21 protein-coding genes and 1 pseudogene are annotated in these 18,974 nt (G+C 72.9%); 18 read left to right on the top strand and 4 right to left on the bottom strand.

From position 1 onward, the window contains the following. Positions 1–164: 164 nt before the first annotated feature. The 3 genes from MET2598_RS0127725 (at position 165) to MET2598_RS0127715 (ending at position 2,150) form a co-directional block, all read left to right on the top strand. On the top strand, positions 165–728 hold the full coding sequence (locus tag MET2598_RS0127725; protein ID WP_012336552.1) for a F0F1 ATP synthase subunit B: 564 nt from the start codon (positions 165–167) through the stop codon (positions 726–728). Positions 729–745: 17 nt separating this feature from the next. After that, the gene (locus MET2598_RS0127720) at positions 746–1,231 is read left to right on the top strand and encodes a F0F1 ATP synthase subunit B family protein (protein WP_018263082.1); all 486 of its coding nucleotides are present in this window, start codon (positions 746–748) and stop codon (positions 1,229–1,231) included. A 661-nt stretch (positions 1,232–1,892) separates the two neighbouring features. Beyond that, complete coding sequence (locus MET2598_RS0127715; protein ID WP_012336554.1) at positions 1,893–2,150, top strand: DUF6894 family protein; 258 nt, start codon at positions 1,893–1,895, stop codon at positions 2,148–2,150. Positions 2,151–2,155: 5 nt separating this feature from the next. Here the strand turns inward: MET2598_RS0127715 and MET2598_RS0127710 are convergent, their stop codons facing one another. Beyond that, a complete protein-coding gene (locus MET2598_RS0127710) occupies positions 2,156–2,920 on the bottom strand; it encodes an alpha/beta fold hydrolase (protein WP_012336555.1) in 765 nt (254 codons plus the stop codon). A gap of 244 nt (positions 2,921–3,164) precedes the next feature. Here MET2598_RS0127710 and MET2598_RS0127705 point away from each other — a divergent pair, with 244 nt between their 5' ends. Then, positions 3,165–4,016: an FkbM family methyltransferase gene (locus tag MET2598_RS0127705; RefSeq protein ID WP_012336556.1), complete on the top strand. Its 852-nt coding sequence runs from the start codon at positions 3,165–3,167 to the stop codon at positions 4,014–4,016. Between the two features lie 109 nt (positions 4,017–4,125). Here the strand turns inward: MET2598_RS0127705 and sfsA are convergent, their stop codons facing one another. Next, positions 4,126–4,836, bottom strand: coding sequence for a DNA/RNA nuclease SfsA (sfsA, locus tag MET2598_RS0127700; protein WP_026190980.1), 711 nt, complete (start codon positions 4,834–4,836; stop codon positions 4,126–4,128). Positions 4,837–5,193: 357 nt separating this feature from the next. Here sfsA and MET2598_RS0127695 point away from each other — a divergent pair, with 357 nt between their 5' ends. From MET2598_RS0127695 to soxA, 8 genes are all read left to right on the top strand, one after another. Then, positions 5,194–5,946, top strand: coding sequence for a competence/damage-inducible protein A (locus MET2598_RS0127695; protein WP_012336558.1), 753 nt, complete (start codon positions 5,194–5,196; stop codon positions 5,944–5,946). 13 nt (positions 5,947–5,959) lie between these two features. Then, entirely contained in the window at positions 5,960–6,466 is a 507-nt protein-coding gene (gene gpt, locus MET2598_RS0127690; protein WP_012336559.1) for a xanthine phosphoribosyltransferase, read from the top strand. Positions 6,467–6,588: 122 nt separating this feature from the next. Continuing rightward, entirely contained in the window at positions 6,589–7,416 is an 828-nt protein-coding gene (locus tag MET2598_RS0127685) for a formate/nitrite transporter family protein (RefSeq protein ID WP_026190979.1), read from the top strand. Between the two features lie 51 nt (positions 7,417–7,467). After that, complete coding sequence (locus tag MET2598_RS0127680) at positions 7,468–8,478, top strand: SDR family oxidoreductase (protein ID WP_018263079.1); 1,011 nt, start codon at positions 7,468–7,470, stop codon at positions 8,476–8,478. A gap of 76 nt (positions 8,479–8,554) precedes the next feature. Then, entirely contained in the window at positions 8,555–9,097 is a 543-nt protein-coding gene (gene soxX, locus MET2598_RS0127675; protein ID WP_018263078.1) for a sulfur oxidation c-type cytochrome SoxX, read from the top strand. Beyond that, positions 9,094–9,555 carry a SoxY-related AACIE arm protein gene (locus MET2598_RS0127670; RefSeq protein ID WP_018263077.1) on the top strand — a complete coding sequence of 154 codons (462 nt, stop codon included), beginning with the start codon at positions 9,094–9,096 and terminating at the stop codon, positions 9,553–9,555. Before soxX ends, MET2598_RS0127670 begins: the two co-directional genes overlap by 4 nt. Positions 9,556–9,559: 4 nt before the next feature. Further along, positions 9,560–9,880 carry a thiosulfate oxidation carrier complex protein SoxZ gene (gene soxZ, locus MET2598_RS0127665; RefSeq protein WP_018263076.1) on the top strand — a complete coding sequence of 107 codons (321 nt, stop codon included), beginning with the start codon at positions 9,560–9,562 and terminating at the stop codon, positions 9,878–9,880. Further along, entirely contained in the window at positions 9,877–10,665 is a 789-nt protein-coding gene (gene soxA / locus MET2598_RS0127660; RefSeq protein ID WP_018263075.1) for a sulfur oxidation c-type cytochrome SoxA, read from the top strand. The genes soxZ and soxA overlap by 4 nt, the downstream gene beginning before the upstream one ends. Positions 10,666–10,672: 7 nt before the next feature. Here the strand turns inward: soxA and MET2598_RS40520 are convergent. After that, a pseudogene (locus MET2598_RS40520) lies at positions 10,673–11,808 on the bottom strand (IS630 family transposase). Positions 11,809–12,176: 368 nt separating this feature from the next. Here MET2598_RS40520 and nthA point away from each other — a divergent pair. From nthA to MET2598_RS0127630, 3 genes are read left to right on the top strand one after another with little or no spacing between them, the layout of a single operon-like run. Continuing rightward, positions 12,177–12,812 (top strand): nitrile hydratase subunit alpha, encoded by a 636-nt coding sequence (nthA, locus tag MET2598_RS0127640; protein WP_012336565.1) that lies wholly within the window; start codon positions 12,177–12,179, stop codon positions 12,810–12,812. Continuing rightward, entirely contained in the window at positions 12,809–13,552 is a 744-nt protein-coding gene (gene nthB / locus MET2598_RS0127635) for a nitrile hydratase subunit beta (protein WP_026190977.1), read from the top strand. The genes nthA and nthB overlap by 4 nt, the downstream gene beginning before the upstream one ends. Beyond that, on the top strand, positions 13,549–13,857 hold the full coding sequence (locus MET2598_RS0127630; RefSeq protein ID WP_012336567.1) for a nitrile hydratase accessory protein: 309 nt from the start codon (positions 13,549–13,551) through the stop codon (positions 13,855–13,857). Before nthB ends, MET2598_RS0127630 begins: the two co-directional genes overlap by 4 nt. Before the next feature lie 86 nt (positions 13,858–13,943). Here MET2598_RS0127630 and rpsT read toward each other — a convergent pair whose 3' ends face one another. Continuing rightward, complete coding sequence (gene rpsT / locus MET2598_RS0127625) at positions 13,944–14,210, bottom strand: 30S ribosomal protein S20 (RefSeq protein ID WP_012336568.1); 267 nt, start codon at positions 14,208–14,210, stop codon at positions 13,944–13,946. A gap of 347 nt (positions 14,211–14,557) precedes the next feature. Between rpsT and speB the strand changes: the two genes are divergently transcribed. From speB to dnaN, 3 genes are all read left to right on the top strand, one after another. Beyond that, positions 14,558–15,562, top strand: a complete 1,005-nt coding sequence (gene speB, locus MET2598_RS0127620; RefSeq protein ID WP_012336569.1) for an agmatinase — start codon at positions 14,558–14,560, stop codon at positions 15,560–15,562. A 600-nt stretch (positions 15,563–16,162) separates the two neighbouring features. Continuing rightward, on the top strand, positions 16,163–17,647 hold the full coding sequence (gene dnaA / locus MET2598_RS0127615) for a chromosomal replication initiator protein DnaA (protein WP_012330007.1): 1,485 nt from the start codon (positions 16,163–16,165) through the stop codon (positions 17,645–17,647). 205 nt (positions 17,648–17,852) lie between these two features. Then, entirely contained in the window at positions 17,853–18,974 is a 1,122-nt protein-coding gene (gene dnaN, locus MET2598_RS0127610) for a DNA polymerase III subunit beta (protein WP_026190976.1), read from the top strand.

Genomic DNA, 18,974 nt, shown 5'->3' with positions numbered 1-18,974 from the left:
GTCGACGCCCGGGCGCCTCGTCCGGGAGCGGCCCGTCGCCGCTCCCCGTCTGACGGGCGCCCCCTCCCGTCGCGGAGGCCCGCCGGCGCGCGGGTGCCGCGGCGTCTTGCGCCGGCCGCTCGGCCGGCGCGCTGCTTGAGGCTCCCGCATTCCCGGACGACACGATGGCGCAGCCCACACCCCATGCCGGCCTGCAGGAAGGCCTGATCCACGAGCCGGCCTCCGAGCATGGCGGCGGCTTTCCTCCCTTCCAGAGCACCACCTTCGCGGCGCAGATCCTCTGGCTCGCCATCGCCTTCGGGCTGCTCTACTACCTGATGTCCCGGGTCGCGGTGCCGCGCATCGCCGGCCTGCTGCACGACCGTCAGGCGCGGCTCGCCGCCGATCTCGATGAGGCGTCGCGCATGAAGACCGGCGCGGATTCCGCCCGAGGAGCCTATGAGCGCTCCCTCAAGGAGGCGCAGGACAAGGCCAAGGGCATCGCCCAGGCGACCCGCGACAGCCTCGCGGCCGAGGCCGAGACCCGCCGCAAGGCCCTGGAGGCCGACCTCGCCGCCAAGCTCGCCGAGTCCGAGGCGCAGATCCGCGCCCGCACCGCGACCGCGATGGGCAGCGTGCGCGAGGTCGCGGCCGACGCCGCCACCGCCATCGTCGAGCGCCTGATCGGCCAGAGCCCCGACCGCGCCGCCGTAGAGGCGGCCTACGACCGCACCCAGACCGTGCACTGAGCCGGAGGACCCGAGAGATGTTGGAACCGGAATTCTGGGTCGCGGTCGCCTTCGTGATCTTCTGCGGCATCGTCTGGAAGGCCGGCGGCTTCGACCAGATCATCAACGGCCTCGACCGCCGGGGTGAGCGGGTGCGCCGCGAACTGGAAGAGGCCCGCCGCCTGCGCGAGGAGGCCGCCGCGCTCCTCGCCGGCTACCAGAAGCGCCGGGGCGAGGCCGAGCGCGAGGCCGAGGCGATCGTCGCCAATGCCCGGGCGGAGGCGGAGCGCGCCGCCGCCGAGGGCCATGCCCGCCTGAACGACTTCGTCGCCCGCCGCACCAAGGCCGCCGAGGCCAAGATCGCGCAGGCCGAGGCGCAGGCCGCCGCCGAGGTGCGGGCCGCCGCCGCGGAGGCCGCGGTGCGCGTCTCCGAGACCATCCTGCGCGAGAAGGTGACGGGCGACGCCGCCCAGGACCTGATCCGCCGCAGCCTCGGCGACATCCGCACGCGCCTGCGTGCCTGATACGGGATCCGCTTGATCGAAGCGGATCCCGCATCCCAAGCCCGCGCGGCGCCTGAGCGAAGCCGACATCCGCATTGCGAAGCAATCAATCGGATGGCGTATGACCCGCACGGCCCGACGGGCCGCGGGGCCCCACCCGCGCGAGAGAGCCGCCCCCCCGGGGCGGCTTTTTTCATGGTCGGGAGCGTCAAGCCGCGACCGGCCGAAGCCCGCGACCTCTGCCGCGACCGTCCCGCGCCGGGCGCGCATGCGACACCCGGTTGATGGCGTCGCCATCTCCCATTTCGGCCATGCGGATGTCGGCCTCGTACAGGCGCCGCGGATCAGCTCGGTCCATAGGCCCGTCGAGGGCCCGCCGCCCCCAGGCTCCGGCCCGCCGATTCGGCTCCCCGGGATAGCCCTCGGTTGAGGCCGGCGGGTGCATTCAGCCTAGTCCGATTTTGTCCATTGCCCAGCGTCAGGCCGCTAAGGGGTATGATTGAAAAGGACTTTTTCGCGCGCGGCGCCCGCCCGAGCGGCCAGTGGAAGCGCTGCCACAAGTTGCTCCGGCCTTGCTGGGAACTAACCTATGTTATATTCGAACCTGGATCGGTGAAGGCTGCGAGGAGCCGTCACCGACAGCAAATACCAAATTCAACTCGGGATGAGGCGTTAAGGATCGATGACCCTCTACTACTTTCATTTCCAGAATGGGTCGCGCATGATCCTGGATGCAGAGGGGATGGACCTTCCGAGCCGGGCGGATGCGCTCGAACGCGCGACCCACCTGGCGACGGACCTTCTGCGGGACGGTGACATCGTCTGCGACTGGCGGCGAAGCGCGATCCGGGTCGAGGACCAGAATCACTGCCGGGTGCTGCGGGTGCCGATGGCGAGCGTTCAGGCGCGGGCCAGCCGCCAGCGACTCCGCGCCCAGTGAGGCTCTCAGGGGCGCTCCGCCAGAAAGCCGAGCACGCCCTGCTTATGCACCTTGTCGCCGACGGCGAGATTGTGGTCGCGGTTGGGGATCTCGAGGCTGCGCGCCTCCGGGATCAGGGCGGCGAGTGCGGGTCCGGACCCGGCGATGTGGTCGGTGGTGCCGACCGAGACCAGCGTCGGCACCTCGATCTGCGCCACCTCCGCGCGCGAGAGGGTCTGCCGCGAGCCGCGCATGCAGGCGGCGAGCGCCCGGAGATCGCTGCGGGTCTGCTCGGCGAAGATCCGGAAGGAGCGCGCCACCGGATCGGTCACGTCGGCGCTCGACGGCGCCTCCATGGCCTCCGAGATGCCGCTCGGCAGCCCCCTGCCCTCGACGAGGTGGATCCCGAGTCCGCCGAGCAGCGCCGAGCGCACCCGGTCCGGATGCAGCAGCGCCAGGAAGGCCGTGATGCGGGCGCCCATCGAGTAGCCCATCACGTCGGCCCGCCCAAGGCCGAGATGGTCGAGGAGCCGGCGCGCATCCTCCGCCATCAGCTCGGACGCGTAGGCCTCCGGCTCGTAGAGCTTGCCGCTCTCGCCGTGCCCGCGATTGTCGAGGGCGATCACCCGGTAGCCCGCCTCCGTGAGCGTCCGGACCCAGCCCGTGTTGACCCAGTTCGTGCGGTGGTTCGAGGCGAAGCCGTGGATGAGCAGCACCGGGTCGCCCGCACCCCGCTCCGGCCGGGCATCCAGATAGGCGATCGTCACCCCGTCGGAATCGAAGGTCTGCATCGGCGGCGGGCTCCCCTGCGGCGTCCCCGCCCTCTATCGGGCAGGACGGCGCCCGGCAATGGCCGGGCGTTGCGGGTAGGACGGCGCCCGGCAATGGCCGGGCGTTGCGGGCAGGACGGCGCCCGGCCATGGCCGGGCGTTGCGGGCAGGACGGCGCCCGGCAATGGCCGGGCGTTGCGGGCAGGACGGCGCCCGGCCATGGCCGGACGTTGCGGGCGGCCCGCCGCGGTGGCATAGGCGCGCGATGGCGACCTCGACCCATGCGATGACCCAATCCCTTGAGCCCTTCGGGACCTACGCGCCCACCGGCCTCGTGCGCTGGATCGTGGCCCGGACCCAGCGCCTGCCGGCGGAGGAATGGGGCGCCCGGCGCCTCGCGCTGATCCTGCGCCGCTGCGCCATCCGCCTGCTGCGCGGCCGGCCCCTCGACGTCGAGCGCTACGGCGCCCGCATGCGGCTGCACCCCTACAACAACAACTGCGAGAAGAAGGTGCTCTTCACCCCGCAGTTCTTCGATCCGGCCGAGCGCCGGCTCCTCGCCGAGCGGCTCCGGCCGGACTGCGTCTTCATCGACATCGGGGCGAATATCGGCGCCTACGCGCTGTTCGTGGCCGGGATCAGCGGGCCCTCGGCGCGCATCCTGGCGGTCGAGCCGCAGCCCGACATCTTCGACAAGCTCGCCTACAACATCGCCCAGAACCCCTTCGGCACGGTCAAGGCGGTGGCCTGCGCGGTGGCCGACAAGGCGGGCGAGCTCACGCTGTTCGTCGACCAGCGCAACAGCGGGGAATCGAGCCTCAAGGTGGTGGGCACCAACGAGGGCGCGGCGATCCGCGTGCCGGCGGTGACGCTCCTCGACCTCGTGCGCGCCGAGGGCCTGCCGCGCATCGACGCGATGAAGCTCGACGTCGAGGGGGCGGAGGACCTGATCCTGGAGCCCTTCCTGCGCAAGGCGCCGCCCGCCCTGCATCCGGGGATCATCGTCCTGGAGGACGGCACCGACCTCTGGCAGACCGACCTCTGCGCCCTCCTGCTGAGCCACGGCTATCGCCGCCTCGCGCGCACCCGCCTCAACCTCATCTTCGAGAAGGCCTGATCCGGGATCCGCGTGATCGACGCGGATCCCGGATCAGGCGCCCGCGCGGCGCCTGAGCGAGGACGACCTTCCGCAGGGCGACGCCATCAGCCGGCCGGCGTATGACGGGTCAGGCCGGCAGGATCGGGATCTCCGCCTCGATGGCGACCTCGTCCGGGTCGAGCCGGCAGCGATAGGCCACGGTCGCGACGCCGGCCTCCTGCGCCCGCCGGAAGGAGGCCGCGAAGGCCGGGTCGACGTCGCCCGCCACGGTGAAGCGTCCGGCCCGCATCTGCACCACGACGATCACCATCGCGCGCCCGCCGCCGCGCACCACCGCGGCGAGCTCCTCCATGTGCCGGGCGCTGCGGGCGGCGATGCAGTCCGGGAACTCGGCGAGGCCGGCGTCCCGCATCATGTGGCAGTTCTTCACCTCGACGTGGATCGGGCCGGCCGGATGCTCGGCCAGGAAGTCGACCCGGCTCGCCCGGCCGTAGCGCACCTCCGGCCGCAGGGACGTGACCCCGGCGAGCGCCGGCAGGCGGCCCTCCCGGAAGGCCTCCGCCACCAGGTGGTTCGGGCGCATCGTGTTGATGCCGACCCATTGCGGGCCGCCCGGCAGGTCGGCCTCGACCATCTCCCAGGACCACGCGAGCTTGCGGCCGGGGCTGGTCGCGGCCGAGAGCAGCACCGGGCGCCCCGGCGCCGCCAGGCCCAGCATCGCGCCCGGATTGGCGCAATGCGCCGTCACCAGGCGGCCGTCGGCGAGTTCGACGTCGGCGAGGAAGCGCTTGTAGCGGCGGACCAGCCGCCCCTCGGTCAGCCGGGACGGGAAGCGCAAGGCGGGCACGCGGGCGACGACATGACCCCCCTTAGCAGGGCGCGCCGCCCGGCGCGACGCCCGTGCCGCCCCCTGCGGCGCTCAGGGGCGCGGCGGCGCCGGCACGATCGCGCAAGATCCAGCGCGTTCCCCGCCGCCCAGCGCTCCCCTCGCCCAGGCCGACGCCGCGCAGGCCGAGCGCCGCGCAGGCCGAGCGCCGCGAAGGTGGCGTCCCGCTCCGCGATGCTCCCGTTGCGGAAGGAGCGCGGGCTGCCGGGCGTCTCGCGCGACCGCGGCGGCGGGTCCGAGACCGCCGGCCCCGGCGCTTGAGCCGCGCGTGGGCGCGCGATACAGCGGGAGCCCAGCCTGGAGGCCCGCGTGAGCGACGACAACCCGAATGCGGTGACGGCGGCCCTGCTCGTCATCGGCGACGAGATCCTCTCCGGGCGCACCAAGGACAAGAACATCGGCTACATCGCCGAGTACCTCACCCAGGTCGGCATCGACCTGCGCGAGGTGCGGGTCGTGCCGGACGTGGCCGAGGAGATCGTCGGCGCGGTCAACGCGCTGCGCGCCCGCTACACCTACCTGTTCACGACCGGTGGCATCGGGCCGACCCACGACGACATCACGGCCGATTGCGTGGCGGCGGCCTTCGGCGTCGGCATCGAGGTCGATCCCCGAGCCCGGGCCATGCTGCTCGAACGCATCCCGGAGGCGGAGCTCAACGAGGCGCGCCTGCGCATGGCCCGCATCCCCTTCGGGGCCGAGCTGATCGAGAACCCGATCTCGAAGGCGCCCGGTTTCATGATCGGCAACGTGATCGTGATGGCGGGCGTGCCCGCGATCATGCAGGCGATGCTCGACGGGATCGCGCCGCGCCTGCGCACCGGCGCCCGGATGCTCGCCGAGACGGTCGAGGCCGGCGGCCTGCCCGAGGGCCTCTACGCCGGCGACCTCGCCGCGCTCGCGGCGCGCTTCCCGGGCGTCTCGATCGGCTCCTACCCGTCGATGACGCCGCAGGGGTTCCGCAACCAGATCGTCGCCCGCGCCAAGGACCCCGCCCAGCTGGCGGCGGCCCGGGCCGAGATCGAGACCCTCGTCGCCCGCCTGCGGGCGGCCCGGGACTGACCGGAGGAACAGGATGGCGGCCCCTGGCGACAAGGCTTTCCCGGTCTCGTGGGACCAGTTCCACCGCGACGCGCGGGCGCTCGCCTGGCGCCTCGCCGGGGCCGGGCCGTTCGAGGCGATCGTCTGCATCACCCGCGGCGGCCTCGTGCCCGCCGCCGTGGTGGCGCGCGAACTCGGCATCCGCCTGATCGAGACCGTCTGCATCGCCAGCTACCACGATTACCAGGAGCAGGGCGCGCTCCACGTCATCAAGGACGTGGCGCCGAGCATCCGCGCGATCGGCGACGGGACCGGGCGCGGCGTCCTCGTCCTCGACGACCTGACGGATACCGGCAAGACCGCGCAGGTGGTGCGGGGCATGCTGCCGAACGCGCATTTCGCCACGGTCTACGCCAAGCCCGCCGGGCGGCCGCTGATCGACACCTTCGTCACCGAGGTCAGCCAGGACACCTGGATCTACTTTCCCTGGGACATGGGCCTCGCCTACCAGGCCCCGATCCATCCGGGCACGGCGGGCTGAGGCGGCCCCTGCGGCGGGAACACGGGGCCGGCGCCGGGCTTGGACCGGGGCCGGGCGTCCCGGCGCGAGACCCCATGCGAGGCCTCATGGGAGGCCTCGTCGCGGGCCTCACGGGAGGCCGCATGTCCGGACCCGAGCCCGAGCGGAGAGGCCGCGAGCACGACGTCGCGGACGAGGTCGAGGCGGAGCGCTGGCCGAGCGCCATCGTCATCCACGAGGTCATCCGCCACGAGGGGGTCGAGGAACTCGCCCGCACGGTCTCCGCGCTGCTGCTCTCGGGCCTCGCGGCCGGTCTGGCGATGGGCCTCTCCCTCGTGGTCCAGGGCGTGATCCGGGCGCGGCTGCCCGAGGCCCCCTGGCGCGACCTCGTCTCCGGCTGGGGCTACACGATCGGCTTCCTGATCGTGGTCCTCGGGCGCCAGCAACTCTTCACCGAGAACACCCTCACCCCGGTGCTCCCGCTCCTGCACGACCGGACCCTCGCGATGCTCGGGCGGCTGCTGCGCCTGTGGGGCCTGGTGCTCGCGGCCAACCTCGTCGGCACGATCCTGTTCGCCCTCGCCATCGCCCGCACCGAGGTCTTCGACGAGGGCCTGCGGGCGCAGTTCCGCGACATCAGCCGCCACACCCTCGCGCATCCGTTCTGGCCGACCCTCTCCAAGGCCGTGGTCGCCGGGTGGCTCATCGCCCTGATGGTCTGGCTGCTGCCCGCCGCCGGAGGCGCGCGGCCCTTCGTCATCCTGCTCCTGACCTACGTGATCGCGATCTGCGGCCTCGCCCACGTCGTCGCCGGCTCCGTCGAGGCCGCCTACCTGGTCTTCCTCGGCGAGGCGGGCTGGGGCGACTACGCCGCCCGCTTCTTCCTGCCGACGCTGATCGGCAACGTCTTCGGCGGGGTCGCCCTGGTCGCCGTGCTGAACTGGGGGCAGGTCGCGCCCGACGTCGAGTGAACGCGAGCCGCCGGCATTCGTTGGGCAGGCGACGGACATCCCCCGAGCAGCATGGAGCAGCCGATGGTCTACGCGCACAAGCCCCTCGACCAGCAGGTGATCGTGATCACGGGAGCGTCGAGCGGGATCGGCCTCGCCACGGCGCGCCGGGCGGCGCGCAGCGGCGCCCGAGTGGTGATGGGCGCCCGCAACGCCGAGGCGCTCGCGATGATCCAGGACGAGATCGGGCACGACGGCGGGCAGGCGGCCCACGCGGTCGGCGATGTCGGCCGGCGCGAGGACGTGCAGGCCCTGGCCGATACGGCGATGCAGCGCTTCGGCCGCATCGACAGCTGGGTGAACGACGCCGGCATCTCGATCTTCGGGCGGCTGGAGGAGGTCAGCGACGCGGACAGCGACCGGCTGTTCCGGACGAATTTCTGGGGCACCGTCTACGGCTCGCTGGTGGCGCTCCCCTACCTGCGGCGGCAGGGCGGCGCGCTGATCAATGTCGGCAGCATCGCCTCCGACATGGTGATCCCGCTCCAGGCCATGTACTCGGCGAGCAAGCACGCGGTGCGGGGCTTCACGGACGGGCTGCGGGCGGAGCTGGACATGGAGGGGGCGCCGGTCTCGGTGACGCTGATCAAGCCCGGCTCGATCGACACGCCCCTGACCCACCACGCCCGCAACTACATGGACCGCGAGCCGCAGCTGCCCCCGCCGGTCTACCACCCGGACGAGGTGGCGCGGGCCATCCTGCACGCCGCGGTGCATCCCCAGCGGGAGATCTACGTCGGCGGCGGCGGCCGCGCGATGACCGGCCTCAAGAAGGTGGCGCCCCGCGCCTTCGAGCGCCTCGGCGCCGTGATGTCCCAGGCCCAGCGCGGCGCCGAGCCGCCGCGCGACCCGCGCGGGTCCCTGCACGAGCCGGGCATCGACGGGCAGGTCCAGGGCGGCCACCCGGGCTACGTGCGGCGCACCAGCACCTACACGCGGGCGCAGCTCCACCCGCTGACCACCGGGGCGGTGATGGCCGGGGTCGGGCTCGCGGCGGCGGCGCTGATGAAGCGGCGGGCGTGAGGCGATCGGCCGCCCGGCGCAACTCCTGACGCGGCCCGTCGCGGCCCCATCTCCGGCGGCGGACCCTCGGAAGCCGATGCGACGCCGCCTCGATCCCCCGCGCGACCCGATCCGCCGCCCGCGCCCGGGGCACCGCCCGCGGCGCCGGGGGCGATGCCTCCCGGCGCGGTGCCTCGGGCCGCGCGGGCTCGCGGCGGCCTTCGCCCTCGCCCTCCTCCCCGCCCTCGCCGCCGCGGCGGTCCCGGCGATCGAGGGCGACGCCATCCCGGCGCCGCTCACCGGCACCGCGGGCGACCCGGCCCGCGGCCGCGCCATCGCCATCGACCCGCGGCGCGGCCTCTGCACCCTGTGCCATGCGGGCCTCGGCGGCCGGCCGGAGGGGGATGTCGGCCCGAATCTGGCGGGGATCGGCGCGCGGCTCTCGCCCGGGCAGATCCGCCTGCGGCTCGTCGACGGCCGCGTCTTGAATCCGGACACGATCATGCCCTCGTATCTGCGCGTCGAGGGCCTCGAACGGGTCGCGCCGGCCTGGCGCGGCCGGCCGGTGCTGGAGGCGCAGGAGATCGAGGACGTGATCGCCTACTTGGCGACGCTGCGCGGCGGAGGGGAGACGCGATGACGAGGCCGGACCGGCGATCCATCCTGGCGGGCGGCGCGGGGCTCCTCGCCGTGACGCTGGTGCGCCCGGCTCGCGCCGCCGAGCGGCCGCCGCGCGAGCCGACCCTGAGCGCCATCCGGCGCTTCGCCGGCGACGCGCCGATCCGTCCCGGCCGGGTCAGCCTCGACCTGCCGCCGCTCGTGGAGAACGGCAACGCCGTGCCGCTCTCGGTCGCGGTCGAAAGCCCGATGACCGAGGCCGACCACGTCCGCCGCATCGCGGTCTTCAACGACAAGAACCCGCAGCCGAACGTGCTCACCATCCATCTCTCGCCGCGCGCCGGGCGGGCGGCGGTGTCGACCCGCATCCGGCTCGCGGATTCCCAGACCGTGACGGCGATCGCCGAGATGTCGGACGGCAGCTACTGGTCCGCCACCGCCGACGCGATCGTGACCCTCGCGGCCTGCGTGGAGGGATGACGCGATGGCCCGCAGCCTCATCAACGTGCCGAAGAGCGCCGCCGCCGGCAGCGTGATCGAGATCAAGACCCTGATCTCCCACCCGATGGAGACCGGCTTCCGGCCGGGCGCGGACGGGCGCCTCGTGCCGCGCAACATCATCACGGAGTTCGTCTGCCGCTTCGAGAACGAGGAGATCTTCCGGGCCGAGCTGTTCCCGGCGAGTTCCGCCAACCCCTACCTGACCTTCACGACGGTGGCGACGCGCAGCGGCACCTTCACCTTCACCTGGAGCGGCGACAACGGCTTCTCGCAGACCGAGCGCGCCGCGATCGCGGTGACGTGAGGCGCCCGCCGCCCCGCCGGCCCGGCCTCGCCGGGCTCCTCCTGCTCTGCCTCGGCGGGGCCGCGGCCGCGGCCGAGATCCCGCCCGGCGAGCGCCGCTCCGGCTTCGACCAGATGACGCCGGAACTGCGCGCCATGCAGCGGGACGAGGCGGCCCATCCGGGCCTGCTCTGGGTGGCGGACGGCGAGGAGGCCTGGGGGACGGCGCCGGCCTCGGGCGCCCCGGCCTGTTCCGGCTGCCACGGGCCGATCACCGCGATGCGCGGCGTCTCGGCGCGCTACCCGGCCTTCGACGAGGGAGGGGGCGGACCGGTCGACCTGGAGGACCGCATCAACCTGTGCCGCCGCCGCCACCAGAACGAGGCGCCGCTCGCGCCCGAGACTCGGCCGCTCCTGGCGCTCGCGGCCGCGATCGGGGCGCAGTCGCGCGGGCTCCCGGTGGCGCCACCGGCCGACCCGCGCCTCGACGGGGCGCGGGCGGAGGGCCGCGCCCTGTTCACCCGCCGCCTGGGCCAGCTCGGCCTCTCCTGCGCGGCCTGCCACGACGCGCAGTGGGGGCGGCACCTCGGGGCGGCGGTGATCCCGCAGGGCCACCCGACCGGCTACCCGCTCTACCGGCTGGAATGGCAGGATCTGGGCTCCTTCCGGCGCCGGCTGCGCAATTGCCTGACCGGGATGCGGGCCGAGCCCTTCCCGCCGGACGCGCCCGAGCTGGTGGCGCTGGAACTCTACCTGATGCAGCGCGCCGCCGGCCTGCCGGTGGAGACGCCGGCCCTGCGGCCCTAGTACCCTGTCAGGCTTCAATTGATGGGTAGAGGCTGCGCAGCTTGTCGCGAGCTTGCCCGGCGGTGAGGTGCCAGTTCACCTTTGTCTGCCCGGCGTTGCGGGCCTCCTCCCACCGAGCAACCTGTTGGGTGAGCGTGTTCACCTGGGCGATGCGCCGGGCCAAGCATTGCTGCCCCAGCGCGCTCAACTCGATCTCGGCCATGTTGAGCCACGAGCCGTGCTTGGGCGTGTGATGAAGCTCGATGCGCGCGGCCAAGCGGCGCGCCTCGGCGGCCGGGAAGGCCTCGTACAGGCTGGCCAGGGCATGAGTGTTGAGTTGATCCATCACCAGCACCACCCGCTCGGCCTCGCGCTAGCGCCCGTCGAGCAGGTCGCGCACGACGCGCGCCCAGTCCACGCGGCGTCGCTGGGCGGTGACGGCCACGTGCCGCCAGCCCGCCAGCGGCTCGCAGGCGAGGAACAGGCTCGCCACGCCGTTGCGCACGTAGACGTGGTCGTGGCGCGCCACTGCCCCGCGGCGCGGGGGCAGCGCCGGGCGGGTCTCGCCGATCAGTTGTTTGAAGCTCTCGTCCAGGCACACCACCGGCCGACGCGGATCATAGGGCCGGCAGTAGACCTCCAGCACGTCCTCCATGTGGAAGACGAACTCCGCCGAGTGCTTGGGCGGGATGCACCACATCTTCCTCAGGTGCGGCTTGAGAGTGTTTTTTTGAGTGTCTGACGCACCGTCTCGTGAGATACGCCCGGCACGTGCTGCAGTTCAACCATGCGGCCGGCCAACAGGCGCAGCGTCCAGCGCGCCCGTCCTTGAGGCGGCGACGAACAGGCCAGGGCGATCAGGTGAGCCTCCGCTTCGCCGTCGAGCGCGCGGGCGTAGAGGCGCTGGCCCTTGCGGTAGGGGCTCAGCGCCCGCTCCAGCCCCTCCTCGACGAAGCGCCGTCGCACCCGCTCCACGCTCGCCGTTCCGACCCCGACCCCTTCGGCGATTCGCTCGTCGGGCCAGCCCGGTCCCGCGGCGCTCGCGTCCGCCTTGAGCAACACCTGCGCGTGCTTGAGCCGGCGCACCTCGGCCTTCCCGCGCGACACCAGCCCAGAAAGCTCATCCCGCTCCGCCGCCGTGAGCGTCACAACGTACTTCTTCATCGCGCGCCTCCCGGGATACAGCCCCACCAACGCGCAACTCATCAAATCAGACCAGACAAGCCACTAGAGCATTTTCCGACGAAGTGGATGCCGGTTCGTCGCAGACAATGCGGCAAGATCAAAGACCTAGAGCAGCACCCGATTGCAACGTGATCGGGTGCTGCTCTAGCCGGATCCGCGCCGGCGCGACGGTTCCGGCATCACGACGCGTCCTCCTGCCGAGGTGCTCCCCGGCTCGCGCGCGCTCGCGCCTCCCGGGCCGGCGATCCCGCTGCGTGCGCCGGGATCGGTGCGGGATCCCCCGCCCGCCGAATCGCGGCGTGACGGCGCCGCGGCGACGGTCTAGACCTCTGGCCGGGAGGGACGGCATGACGGATCACCACCACGATCACCCGCACCCGCATGGCAGCGAGCTCTCGCCCATGGACCTGCGGGTGCGGGCGCTCGAATCCATCCTGGTCGAGAAGGGCTACGTCGATCCGGCCGCCCTCGATGCGCTGATCGACACCTACGAGACCAAGGTCGGCCCCCGCAACGGCGCCCGGGTCGTCGCCCGGGCCTGGGTCGATCCGGCCTACCGCGCCCGGCTCCTCGACGACGCCACCGCGGCCATCCGCGAACTCGGCATCGGCGGACGCGGCGGCGAGCACATGGTCGTCGTCGCCAACACGCCCGAGGAGCATAACCTCGTCGTCTGCACCCTCTGCTCCTGTTACCCCTGGCCGGTCCTCGGCCTGCCCCCGGTCTGGTACAAGTCGCCGCCCTACCGCGCGCGGGCGGTGATCGACCCGCGCGGCGTCCTGCGCGAGTTCGGCGTCGAACTGCCCGCGACCACCCGGATCCGCGTCTGGGATTCGACCGCGGAGCTGCGCTACATGGTTCTGCCGATGCGGCCCGCCGGCAGCGAGCACCTCGACGAGGCGGCGCTGGCCGACCTCGTGACCCGCGACGCCATGATCGGCACCGGCCTCCCCCTCGCTCCCGACCAGGTGGTGCGCGCATGAATGGCGGTCAGGATCTCGGCGGCATGCACGGGTTCGGGCCGATCGGCTTCGAGGCCGACGAGCCCTGGTTCCACGCCCCCTGGGAGCGGCGCGTCTTCGCCATGGCGATGGCGATGGGGCTGACCGGGACCTGGAACCTCGACGCGAGCCGCGCGGCCCGCGAATCCCTGCCGCCGGCCGAGTATCTGGCGGCGAGCTACTACGAGATCTGGCTCCGGGCCCTGGAGAAGCAGCTGACCCATCACGGCCTCGTCGAGGAGGCCGAGCTGCGGGCGGGCGCCGCGCTCACGCCCCCCGCGCCGATCACCCGCGTGCTCAGGGGCGAGGAGGTCGCGCCGCTCTTCGCGCGCGGCTTCCCGAGCAACCGCCCCGCCGCGCGGCCCGCCCGCTTCGCGGCGGGCGACGAGGTCACCGCCAAGGTCATGAACCCCGCGGGCCATACCCGCCTGCCGCGCTACGTCCGCGGCCGCACCGGCACGGTCGAGCGCGTGCACGGCACCTTCGTGTTCCCGGATTCGAACGCGCGCCTCGCCGGCGAGAACCCGCAATGGCTCTACACGGTGCGCTTTCCCGGGGTGGAATTGTGGGGCGAGGAGGCGGATCCGGGCCTCAGCGTCTCGGTCAACGCCTTCGAGAGCTACCTGGAGCCGGTGCGCAGGGCGGCCGCGCCGGCGCCGGGAGATGGGCCGGCAGGCGCGCCGGCGCCGGCAGGCGCGCCGGCGCCGGCAGGCGCCGCATGAGCGCGCCCGAGGCTTCCCCCTTCGCGGCGCCCTGGGAGGCGCAGACCTTCGCCCTGGTGGTGGCGCTGCAGGAGCGCGGCCTGTTCACCTGGGGCGAATGGGCCGAGGCGCTCGGCGCGGCGAGCCGGCGCGGCGAGCGCCCGGCCGATTACGCGCTCTGGCTGGAGGTGATCGAGGACCTGCTCGGCGCCCGCGGGGTGACCTCGGCCGAGGCGCTCTCCGAGCGCCGCGACGCCTTCGCGCGGGCCGCCGCCGCGACCCCGCACGGGCAGCCGATCCTGCTCGCGAACGATCCCGGCGCCTGATCCGGGCACGAAAAAGCCCGGCTCGCGCCGGGCTGGTTGCTCTTGCCGGAAGCTCTTGCCGGAAATCTCTCGCCGGAACCGGCCGGTCACGCCTGGAGGGCGTTCACCCGGGCCGTGAGGCGCGAGACCTTGCGGGAGGCCGTGTTCTTGTGAACGATGCCCTTCTGCGACGCGCGCATGATCTCCGGCTCGGCGCTCCGCAGGGCGGTCAGCGCCGTGGCGGCGTCGCCCGAGGCGATCGCCTCCTCGACCTTGCGGATGAAGGTGCGCATGCGGCTGCGGCGCGAGCGGTTGATCGCCGTGCGCTTGGCGATCTTGCGGGTCATCTTCTTGGCCGACACGGTGTTGGCCATCGGTCTTCCTCATTCTCGAAAAGCGCGATGCACGAGGGCCCGGGGGCGTGACGGCGTCGCGGACAGGGCGCGGAAAGCACGGAAAGCCGCCGGGGCGAGCCGGCGGGTTCGCGAGACGCCGTCTATAGCCGCGCGTCCCGCCATCGTCAACGCGAGACTCCCGGCCGCCCCTGCCTGTAGGACAGAACCCATGCCAACGGCCCGGCATGCCGACGCGCCGGGCCGTCGAGCACCCCGAGTTTCCGACACCGAGCCAAAGATTTGGCGAGAAGGCTTGACGACGAGTCGAGAACCGAACCGGCGGTCGTGGCAAGCGACCGCCGGCCTCATCAGACGGAGCCCCGATCATGACTTCCCCGGCCGACGATCCGACCCGCGCCGCGCGGCTCGCGCGCTTCCAGCCCCTCTCCGGGATGGCGATGCCGCGCTTCGCCGGCCTCGCCAGCCTGATGCGCCTGCCGGTGCTGAGCCCGGAGGCGGCCATCGCCGAGCCGGTCGAGATCGGCCTGTTCGGCATCCCCTTCGACAGCGCCACCACCAACCGCCCGGGCGCGCGCCTGGGGCCGCGCGGCGTGCGCGAGCAATCGGCGCTGATGCGCCTCGTCAACCCGGCGACCGGGATCTGCCCCTACGAGCTCTGCGCCTGCGCGGATCTCGGGGACGTGGCGGTCAACCCGGTCGACGTCGCCGACACGCTCGGCCGCATCGAGGCGTTCGCGGCGCCCCTGCGCGCGGCGGGGCTGACGCTCCTCGCGGTCGGGGGCGACCACCTCGTCAGCTACCCGCTCCTGCGCACGGTCGCGGCGGGCCGGCCGGTGGGGCTGATCCACATCGACGCCCACAGCGACACCACCGACAGCTATTTCGGCGGCGCCAAGCTCACGCACGGCACGCCGTTCCGGCGCGCCATCGAGGACGGCGTCCTCGACCCGCGGCGCACCGTCCAGATCGGCCTGCGCGGCACGCTCTACGCCCGCGACGAGCGGCAATGGGCCCTCGACCAGGGCATCCGCATCCTCGACATGGAGCGGGTGATCGCCGAGGGGCTGCCCGCCGCGGTCACCGAGGCCCGCGCGGTGGTCGGGGCCGGGCCGACCTACCTGACCTTCGACATCGATTCCATCGACCCGGCCTTCGCCCCCGGGACGGGCACGCCGGAGATCGGCGGCTTCACCTCCCGCGAGGCGCTCTTCCTCCTGCGCGGCCTGCGCGGCCTCGACCTCGTCGGCGCCGACCTCGTGGAAGTCGCCCCGCCCCTCGACCCCTCCGGCACCACGGCCCTCGTCGGCGCGACCATCGCGTTCGAGCTGCTCTGCCTCCTCGCCGAGGCGCGGGCGCGCCGCGCCGGGTGAGGCGGCCGGGGTGCTGTCAAGCCCGGGGCGCGTCCCAACACCCTGTCCACCGCCGTGTCCCCGGCCCCCTCCCCGCTCTCGACATGACCGGACCCCGGCGCCGGCCCGAAGCCGGCCGGAATCCCGCCGATTCGGGAACAGCGCGGCACATCAAGGGCTTGCGGGGGGACAAGCTGTGCGCGGGCCGTGAGTCGCCGACGCGGTCAAGCCTCCGTTCACCACGCCGCCAACGCTTCCTGTTGCGAAGCTTCACCAGGCGGGCGTAACCTTCCTCCGTCGCGCTCGGGGGTGCGGCGCTTCCCCATCTTCCACAAGTCACGATTCGGTCGGTGGCCCGTTGCGGCACCGCGCCGTGAGTCGTGCCGTCGGGGCGGCTTCGCCGGGGGCGGCTTCGCGAGGATCTGCAAGGGCCTGTCGCTTAAGGAAAACGAGAGTTCTTGTTGATAGACCGGTGAGGAAGGCGGGGACGGGGCTGGGGGCAGTTGACTCTTGGTTCCTCACCTGTGCCGACATGGTTCGAACTGGGACATGTCGGGAGTTGCGTATCGGCGTACGGGCCGCGGGCGGGAAGCCGCGGGCGGTCCGAGAGAGGACCCATCAATGCGTGTGGATGGCGGCTTGGCGGAAGGGGTCGATCCGGGCAGGGGCGCTGGCGGCGACGTCGCGGCGGCGTGGCAGCGGGTCAAGCGGCGCCTGCGGGCCGAACTCGGCGAGGATGTCTTCGCGAGCTGGTTCGCGCGGCTCGAATTGCAGGACGTGGCGGGCGGCACCGCCCGGCTGACCGTGCCCACGCGCTTCCTCAAGAGCTGGATCGAGTCCCACTATCTCGACCGGGTCCTGGCGACCTTCCGCAGCGAGGCGGACGGGATCGACGGCATCGAGGTCGGGGTGCGCGGCCCGATGGCCCCGGCCCGGGCGGCGCCGGGCGCGGCGGCCTCCGCGCCAAAGCCCGCCTCGCCGATCCGGACGCCCGGCGCCGCGCCCGCGGCCCCGGCCACGATCGAACTGCCCGACGCGGATCGGGCGCAGCGCGGCGAGGGCGACCTCAGCGGCGCCCCCCTGGACGCGCGCCTGACCTTCCAGACCTTCGTGGTCGGCCGCTCCAACGCCCTGGCGCACGCGGCGGCCGAGCGCGTCGCGGGCCACGAGGGCTCCGGGCCGATCTACAACCCGCTCTACTTCCACGCGGGCGTCGGCCTCGGCAAGACGCACCTCCTGCACGCGATCGGCCACGCCGCCAAGGAGGCGGGGCGCCGGGTGATCTACCTCACCGCCGACCGCTTCATGTACGGCTTCGTCAACGCCCTGAAGACGCAGAACGCCCTCGCCTTCAAGGAGCGCCTGCGCGCCATCGACGTGCTCATCCTGGACGACGTGCAGTTCATCCAGGGCCGCTCGATCCAGGCCGAGTTCGGCCACACGCTCAACGCGCTGATCGATGCCGGCCGGCAGGTCGTGGCCGCCGCCGACCGTCCGCCGACGGAACTGGAGAGCCTCGACGAGCGGGTGCGCTCCCGCCTCGCGGGCGGACTCGTGGTCGAGATCGGCACCCTCGACGAGGCCCTGCGGGCCACGATCCTGCAATCGCGCCTGGAGGCGGTCCGCGTCAGCCATCCGGGCTTCGAGGTGAGCCCCGCCGTCGCCGAGTACGTCGCCAAGGCGATTACCGCGAATGGCCGCGACCTCGAAGGGGCGGTCAACCGCCTCCTCGCCCACGCCACGCTCACCGGCGCCCCGGTGACGCTGGAGACGGCCGAGACCGCGATCCGCGACCTCGTCAAGAACCGCGAGCCGAAGCGGGTCAAGATCGAGGACATCCAGAAGCTGGTGGCGAGCCGCTACAACGTCTCGCGCTCGGACATCCTGTCGGAGCGGCGCACCGCCGCCGTGGTCAAGCCGCGCCAGATCGCCATGTACCTCTCCAAGGTGCTGACGCTGCGCTCCCTGCCGGAGATCGGCCGCCGCTTCGGCGGGCGCGACCACACCACCGTGCTGCACGCCGTGCGCAAGATCGAGAAGGCGATCGGGGAGGATTCGGCCCTCAGCGACGAGGTCGAACTCCTCAAGCGCATGCTGCAGGATTGACGCCGCGCCGCCGGGCGCCGCCGGCGGTGCTTCGGCGGGGTCCGGGGCGGGGCGCCCCGCCCCGGACCCCGCCTTCCCGCGCGGGCGGCCCCGGCTTGCCTTCGGGATGGAGCTTCGCCAAAGTTTCGACCCCGTGCGGGGCACGGGAAGCGATGCGGTGCCGGCCCTTGCGGGCCGCGAGAGTGTGAGACGGCGGACCACCCCCATGAGAGTCACAGTCGAGCGCGCGGCCCTCCTACGGTCGCTCGGCCACGTGCACCGCGTCGTCGAGCGGCGCAACACGATCCCGATCCTGTCGAACGTGCTGCTGCGCTCCAGCGCCGACGGCCTGCAGCTGAGGGCGACCGACCTCGACATCGAGGTCACGGAGACGATCCCGGCCGACGTGGTGGATGGCGGCGCCACCACGGTGCCGGCCCACGTGATCTACGACATCGTGCGCAAGCTGCCCGACGGCGCCCAGGTCTCCCTGGAGACGACGGGCGAGACCGGCCAGATGCAGATCCGCTCGGGCCGCTCGCGCTTCATGCTGGGCGCCCTGCCGGAGGCGGATTTCCCCAACCTCGCCGCGGGCGAACTGCCCCACCGCTTCCAGCTCCAGGCCGCCGAGCTGAAGAAGCTGATCGACAAGACGCAGTTCGCGATCTCGACCGAGGAGACGCGCTACTACCTGAACGGGATCTTCTTCCACACGATCGAGACCGAGGCGGGCTTGCGCCTGCGCGCCGTCGCGACGGACGGGCACCGGCTCGCGCGGGTCGAGATGCCCGCCCCCGAGGGCAGCCGCGGCATGCCGGGCATCATCGTGCCGCGCAAGGCCGTGGCCGAGATCCAGAAGCTCGTGGAGGATGGCGGCGACAGCGTCGGGGTGGAACTCTCGCCCGCCAAGGTCCGCTTCACCTTCTCCAGCGGGGTGACGCTGATCTCGAAGCTGATCGACGGCACCTTCCCGGATTACCAGCGCGTGATCCCGACCGGGAACGACAAGCTCCTCACCGTCGAGCGCGAGCAATTCGCCAAGGCGGTCGACCGCGTCTCGACCATCTCCTCGGAGCGCGGGCGCGCGGTGAAGCTCGCGGTCGGCGGCGGGCGGCTGTCGCTCTCGGTGAACAACCCGGATTCCGGCAGCGCCACCGAGGAACTCGACGTCGATTACGAGGCCGCGCCCCTCGATATCGGCTTCAACGCCCGCTACCTGCTCGACATCACGGCGCAGCTCGACGGCGACAGCGCCCTGTTCAAGCTCGCCGATCCGGGCTCCCCGACCCTGATCCAGGACAAGGAGGGGGCGCCGGCCCTCTACGTGCTGATGCCGATGCGGGTGTGA

Source organism: Methylobacterium sp. WSM2598 (assembly GCF_000379105.1).
Lineage (GTDB): Bacteria > Pseudomonadota > Alphaproteobacteria > Rhizobiales > Beijerinckiaceae > Methylobacterium.
This window is presented reverse-complemented; position numbering and strand designations above follow the sequence as displayed.

Coding starts and splice junctions, on each gene's coding strand:
- MET2598_RS0127725 (WP_012336552.1), top strand. CDS start 165: ATGGCGCAGCCCACACCCCATGCCGGCCTGCAGGAAGGCCTGATCCAC.
- MET2598_RS0127720 (WP_018263082.1), top strand. CDS start 746: ATGTTGGAACCGGAATTCTGGGTCGCGGTCGCCTTCGTGATCTTCTGC.
- MET2598_RS0127715 (WP_012336554.1), top strand. CDS start 1,893: ATGACCCTCTACTACTTTCATTTCCAGAATGGGTCGCGCATGATCCTG.
- MET2598_RS0127710 (WP_012336555.1), bottom strand. CDS start 2,920: ATGCAGACCTTCGATTCCGACGGGGTGACGATCGCCTATCTGGATGCC.
- MET2598_RS0127705 (WP_012336556.1), top strand. CDS start 3,165: ATGGCGACCTCGACCCATGCGATGACCCAATCCCTTGAGCCCTTCGGG.
- gpt (WP_012336559.1), top strand. CDS start 5,960: ATGGCGGCCCCTGGCGACAAGGCTTTCCCGGTCTCGTGGGACCAGTTC.
- MET2598_RS0127685 (WP_026190979.1), top strand. CDS start 6,589: ATGTCCGGACCCGAGCCCGAGCGGAGAGGCCGCGAGCACGACGTCGCG.
- MET2598_RS0127680 (WP_018263079.1), top strand. CDS start 7,468: ATGGAGCAGCCGATGGTCTACGCGCACAAGCCCCTCGACCAGCAGGTG.
- soxX (WP_018263078.1), top strand. CDS start 8,555: ATGCGACGCCGCCTCGATCCCCCGCGCGACCCGATCCGCCGCCCGCGC.
- MET2598_RS0127670 (WP_018263077.1), top strand. CDS start 9,094: ATGACGAGGCCGGACCGGCGATCCATCCTGGCGGGCGGCGCGGGGCTC.
- soxZ (WP_018263076.1), top strand. CDS start 9,560: ATGGCCCGCAGCCTCATCAACGTGCCGAAGAGCGCCGCCGCCGGCAGC.
- nthA (WP_012336565.1), top strand. CDS start 12,177: ATGACGGATCACCACCACGATCACCCGCACCCGCATGGCAGCGAGCTC.
- nthB (WP_026190977.1), top strand. CDS start 12,809: ATGAATGGCGGTCAGGATCTCGGCGGCATGCACGGGTTCGGGCCGATC.
- MET2598_RS0127630 (WP_012336567.1), top strand. CDS start 13,549: ATGAGCGCGCCCGAGGCTTCCCCCTTCGCGGCGCCCTGGGAGGCGCAG.
- rpsT (WP_012336568.1), bottom strand. CDS start 14,210: ATGGCCAACACCGTGTCGGCCAAGAAGATGACCCGCAAGATCGCCAAG.
- speB (WP_012336569.1), top strand. CDS start 14,558: ATGACTTCCCCGGCCGACGATCCGACCCGCGCCGCGCGGCTCGCGCGC.
- dnaA (WP_012330007.1), top strand. CDS start 16,163: ATGCGTGTGGATGGCGGCTTGGCGGAAGGGGTCGATCCGGGCAGGGGC.
- dnaN (WP_026190976.1), top strand. CDS start 17,853: ATGAGAGTCACAGTCGAGCGCGCGGCCCTCCTACGGTCGCTCGGCCAC.